Origin of the sequence: Bradyrhizobium sp., assembly GCF_019244115.1 — a bacterium.
In the GTDB taxonomy this organism is placed as follows: Bacteria; Pseudomonadota; Alphaproteobacteria; order Rhizobiales; family Xanthobacteraceae; genus Bradyrhizobium.
The window spans coordinates 1-5,030 of sequence record NZ_JAFATE010000869.1 but is presented as its reverse complement, the minus strand read 5'-3'; the positions used below and the strand labels follow the sequence as shown (position 1 = coordinate 5,030).

At 63.1% G+C, this 5,030-nt stretch carries 6 protein-coding genes; 1 reads left to right on the top strand and 5 read right to left on the bottom strand.

Going from position 1 to position 5,030, the window contains the following annotated elements; genetic code table 11:
* Positions 1 to 377: 377 nt before the first annotated feature.
* Positions 378 to 1,883 (top strand): undecaprenyl-phosphate glucose phosphotransferase, encoded by a 1,506-nt coding sequence (locus tag JOZ76_RS36620; RefSeq protein ID WP_291706245.1) that lies wholly within the window; start codon positions 378 to 380, stop codon positions 1,881 to 1,883.
* A gap of 215 nt (positions 1,884 to 2,098) precedes the next feature.
* On the opposite strand, the gene JOZ76_RS36615 is transcribed toward JOZ76_RS36620, so the two are convergent.
* The 5 genes from JOZ76_RS36615 to JOZ76_RS36595 all read right to left on the bottom strand — a co-directional run.
* Entirely contained in the window at positions 2,099 to 2,734 is a 636-nt protein-coding gene (locus tag JOZ76_RS36615) for a hypothetical protein (RefSeq protein WP_291706244.1), read from the bottom strand.
* 243 nt (positions 2,735 to 2,977) lie between these two features.
* Positions 2,978 to 3,379 carry an SRPBCC family protein gene (locus tag JOZ76_RS36610; protein ID WP_291706243.1) on the bottom strand — a complete coding sequence of 134 codons (402 nt, stop codon included), beginning with the start codon at positions 3,377 to 3,379 and terminating at the stop codon, positions 2,978 to 2,980.
* Positions 3,380 to 3,504: 125 nt separating this feature from the next.
* Entirely contained in the window at positions 3,505 to 3,864 is a 360-nt protein-coding gene (locus JOZ76_RS36605; RefSeq protein ID WP_291706242.1) for a VOC family protein, read from the bottom strand.
* 52 nt (positions 3,865 to 3,916) lie between these two features.
* Positions 3,917 to 4,756 (bottom strand): helix-turn-helix transcriptional regulator, encoded by an 840-nt coding sequence (locus tag JOZ76_RS36600; RefSeq protein ID WP_291706241.1) that lies wholly within the window; start codon positions 4,754 to 4,756, stop codon positions 3,917 to 3,919.
* A 10-nt stretch (positions 4,757 to 4,766) separates the two neighbouring features.
* Positions 4,767 to 5,030 (bottom strand): MGMT family protein (locus JOZ76_RS36595; RefSeq protein WP_291706240.1); only part of this gene is annotated, 264 nt, incomplete at its 5' end.

Below are 5,030 nucleotides of genomic sequence, written 5' to 3'. Positions count from 1 at the left end.
CTGTGCGCTTGGTCGCGATGCGTGGTCATTCGCTTGTGGAATGAGGCGTCGGCGCACGTTCCCGCTGTCAGAGGAATGTTTGAGAATGTCTCTAATCAGAAGAATGTTTGAGAATTTCTCTAAAACGCGAAGCTGCTCGCGTGCATCCTCCTTCCGTTACGTCTGTTGCGTGTCGCGGTCAGGTGCGACGAATGTTCGAGAAATGCCTGCAAATTCAGCATCGGACGCAGCTCATCACTTTTGATGAGGTGAATGCTGGGCAGTGTACACGCGCGAACTCGTAAAACGTTACTTTCGCGGTACCGCCAAAATGATTCCCTGTTCGGGTGACACAAGGCGGCTTCAGCTTTCCAATGCAGTATCGCGCGGTGTGGTCGATGTCAGCTTTGTTTGGTTCTGGTGCCAAGACCCGTATTGACGGCGACTTCGACCATGACGTTGCGGTCGGCCAGGACGGTTCGTCCGCCGCGGTCCGGCCGCGGTTCAGATTGCCGTTTGGCGCCATCGGACATGCGTCCGCGCTTGCCGATGCAACCGCCGTCGTCGTCGCGAGTCTGGTCGGAGGCGCCGGCTATCAAATCGCCGTCTATCAGACGTCAGGCCATCTCGGAACGCTGATCGGGGTCGGGATCGTCGCGGCGCTGCTGCAGGTGCTGATCGGGCAGACGCTGGCGCTCTACCAGATCCGGGCCATCCTGTCGTTTCGCAAGTCGATCCGTGAGATCGTCGCAATCTGGGTCGCCGTCAGCCTGCTGCTGACGTTGCTGGCTTTCCTGATGAAGGTCGGCGCGGACTATTCCCGCGGTTCGATCGTCTGCTTCTGCGTCCTGGCGCTGGCGCTGGTTCTCTGCTCGCGATGGCTGGCGAGCCGCCTTGCGAAGTTCGCCGTTGCCGCCGATCACCTGCAGGGCAGGCGGGTCATATTGGTTGGTCCGCAGGACGAGATCGCAGGCCTCGAGGACCGCATGCTGCTGCGGCGCTTCGGACTGTCGGTGATCGAGCGCGTGGTTTTTGCCGGCAGTTCGAACGCGACGCCGATGCTGAACCAGCGCGAAACCGCCGCCCTGGACCGCGCCATCCTGGCCGGACGCCGCGAAAATGCCGCCGAGATCGTGCTCGCCTTTTCATGGTGGGACGGGCGCAAGCTGGAGCTGGTCCGCGACCATCTGCGGGCGTCACCGCTGCCGGTTCAGCTGCTTCCCGACAGCCGGATTCGCGCGGTGATCGGCAATCGATCGTTCCGCGTCAACGGCACATTCGCGGTCGAAGTCCAGCGCGGCCCGCTGTCGATGCTCGAACAAGGCGCCAAGCGCCTGCTCGACATCGTGGGCGCCTCGCTCGCCCTTCTCATCCTGGCGCCGTTGTTCGTGCTCGCCGCCATTGCCATCAAGCTGGAATCACCGGGACCGGTGTTCTTCCGCCAGCGCCGCAACGGCTTCAATACCAGCCAGTTCAGGATCTTCAAATTCCGCACCATGATGGTGATGGACGATGGCGTCGTGGTGCTGCAGGCCAGCCGCGACGACCCGCGCGTGACCTTGATCGGCAAGATTCTCCGCCAGAGCAGCATCGACGAGCTGCCGCAGCTGTTCAACGTCCTGCTCGGCGAGATGTCGCTGGTCGGTCCCCGACCGCACGCGCTGGCCCATGACGACCAGTATTCGGACGTGCTTTCGAACTACGCGTTTCGCAATCACGTCAAGCCCGGGATCACCGGCTGGGCTCAGGTGCACGGCTATCGCGGCGCGACGATCCGCCTGGAGCAGATGAAGGCGCGGGTGGACTGCGATCTCTGGTACATCAACAACTGGAACCTGCTGCTCGACCTGAAGATCCTGGCGCTCACCGTTTTCGAGGTGGTTCGCGGGCGCAATGCCTACTGATGTCGCGAACGCGCTACGCGCTTCGCGCCCGCACCTCAACCCTCATCCGCGAGCGGAGGAGGGAGCAGGAGCGCGCCTTCGGCGCGGCAACTATCGAACCTGAACTCATCATGCTCAGAGCGATGGGCTTGGGTTGAATCGCCATCGCGCTTTGGATTTCCTGTTTGCCCATGATCGTTTCGGAAAAACCGCTTCGCACTTTTCCGGATCCTGACCTAGTTTTCCGGTATCGCTTCAGGTCTCGATGAGCAGGTTTGCTGCGGCTGTCCAACCTCACTCGCCTTTTCAGGCTCGGAGCCAAATGGGTTCCCGGCCGATGCATGCAGTGCGGACAGGTCGGCCCCGTCCAGATAGGCAATCATCGTTGGGCGGGTGGTGACCATCTTGCCGATGGCGGAATCGGGAACGCCTAGTTTCGCTGAGATCCTCGCCAGCTTCACGGTGAGAAGCATGGAACCTCGGTCTTCGATGTCTCGGCGACTGGAAACAGAGTGTACGCCAATCTTCGATTGCCGGCCAAAATATCGCTTTGCTGCGGAGAAGAAGACGAACGCACAAGCCGAATCACACTCCCCGCCGACGTAGACAGTAAGCTTCTTGCGGCGTACGAGGTTTGCGATCCGGAGGCCTTCCTCGAGGTCTCCGCCATCGGAGCTCAGATCAAGGCCGACGATCGCCTCCTTTCTCGCGAAGTGAGCCCTTAACCTCGAGTAGTCCCCATCTTTGATGTCGCCGCGCAACCGCAAGACGACACCCGAGCAGGCGGTCACGCGCTGAATGTCCGCGGCCCAAGAGGTGCGAGCCAGCAAGATCGCCAACAGCAGACAAAAAACTCGGAACATCATCGTCAAGGCTCTACCGGGCGAAGGCCCTGCATGGCGAACGTTCGACGCTTGGCGCACTCCGCAAACGGCCGGCAATCTTCGGCAGATTCTTTAGGTTGGGCATGGCAAGCGACGCGAGGATTCCTGCGCCAAGTTGATTGTCAAACCTCTGACAATCGTTGATCTGGATCAAGGCTGACCTGGCCGGTCGAATGCCGCTGTCACGACAAACGCCGTGGAACGGAGGCTCTGGGGGAGCCGCGGGATCTCTCACGCCGGCGCGCGCCCGAGCGCTTTCTGCATCGCCAGCGCCGCCTGGTCCATCTGACCGCTGATATAGGGTGCGATCTCGTGCGGCAGCACGTCGACGATCCAGGTGAGGCGGCAGCTTGTCTCGCCCTCGGCAAACACCTGCACGGACGCGCTGTGCTGCTTCACGCGTTCGCTGACGACGGCATAGACCAGCCGCCGCCGCTCGTCGTCGCAATCGACCAGCAGCTCGCGCGCCACGGTGCCGCCCGCGAAGCTGACGATGCGCGCCTCACCATCGAGCTTGGTGTCGAGCACGAAGCCCGGCACCAGGCGGGTGTGCAGCGCGCCGAAATCGCGCAGCGCATCCCACACCTGATGGGCGGGTGCGGCGATCGGAACATCCTTGTGGATGGATGCCATGGAAATGTCCTTTCCTTTGCCGTCATTCCGGGGCGATGCGAAGCATCGAACCCGGAATCTCGAGATTCCGGGTTCGCCTCTTCGAGGCGCCCCGGAATGACGTCGGATGGGTGAGGAGCGCGCAGCTACGCACACACCGCCTCGACATTGTTGCCGTCGGGGTCGATCAGGAACGCGGCGTAATAGGTCGGGCTGTAATCGGCGCGGGGACCGGCGCCGCCATTGTCGCGGCCGCCGGCCTTCACGCCGTCGCTGTGAAATTTTTCGATCGCGGCATGGTCCGGCGCGCGGAACGCAACGTGCGCGCCCTCGCTTTTCAGGTCCTTATGCAGATAAAGCCAGAGCGCGGGCGCACCCTTCGGGCCAAAGCCAGCGCCGGTCTCGTCCTTCGAGCACAGGACATAGCCGAGCGGCGCCAGCGCGGCCTCATAGAACCGCACGCTGTTGTCGAGATTGCTGACCTTGAGGCCAATGTGGTCGTACATGATGATCTCCGTATCGATGGCGCGCGGCGATGCGCGGACCGGAGATCTCTAGTCAATGCAGGGCGAGCCGTTCTTGGAAAATCTTGCGCATCCCCCGCGAGGCCTGGCGAAATTTCAGCGGCGGAACGCCGGCCGCCCGGTGAAAGGTGCGGACGAAATTCGACAGGTCGTTGAAGCCGGTATCATAGGCGATGGCAGTGATGTCGCGGTCGTCACAGGCGAGCAGGCGCGCGGCGTGGCGCAGCCGGGCGCGCACCAGATATTGATGCGGAGTCACGCCGAGCACGCCGGAAAACAGCCGCAGGAAATGGAACGGGCTGACGCCCGCCCCGCGCGCCGCATCCTCCAGCGCGATGTTATCAGGCGAATTCGCATCGATCCACAGCGCGGCCTCGACCGCGCGGCGGCGATCGCGGGCGGTCGGCGCGGCCGTCTTGCGCGATCGGCCGGACACCATTTCGACGAAGCGGCTCGCCAGCATCGCGCCGATCTCGTCGAGGGTGATATCGCTGCGGCCGCATGCGGCGGCCTGCGCGAGCTCGCCGAACACCATCAGTTCTCCCAGCGGCGGCGCGGCGCCGATCTGCCAGGGCTCGCGACGCGCGCCGACCTCCTCCACGAACTCGCTCGCGAAGAAAAACGACAGGCACTCGTCGCCGCAGACGTGATCATGGCTGCAGACGAACTCGGTGTCGGGGAAGCCGATCAGCATCGATCCGGTCACCAGCTCGTGGCTGCGCCCGCGGCTCGCATAACCAAAACTGCCCTTGCGGACATAGGAGATCGAGTGGCAGCGGTGCAGCTCGGCATAGGGTTTTTCGCCGGGCAGCGCGGTGCAGCGGAACTCGGAGACGGTGATGAACTTGCCTTGGAAAAGTGTGATCGACGCCATACCCGAACAGCTAGGGACGCAGCCGCGGCGGATCAAGCGGCAGCAGCACGTCGAGCAGCGTCTTGGCGGCGCTGAGACGCGTGCCTTCGATCGTGAGCAGCCGCCGCTTGGAAATCACCCCGCCATTTTGCGAGGCCTTGTCGGCGGCGCCAGCCGCTTCCAGCACGCGGTGGCACGGCACGATGATCATGAACGGATTCTTTGCCAGCGCCTGGGCGACCGAATGTACCGCGCCCGAGGCCCGTAGCGCCGCGGCGACCTCGTGATAGAGGCG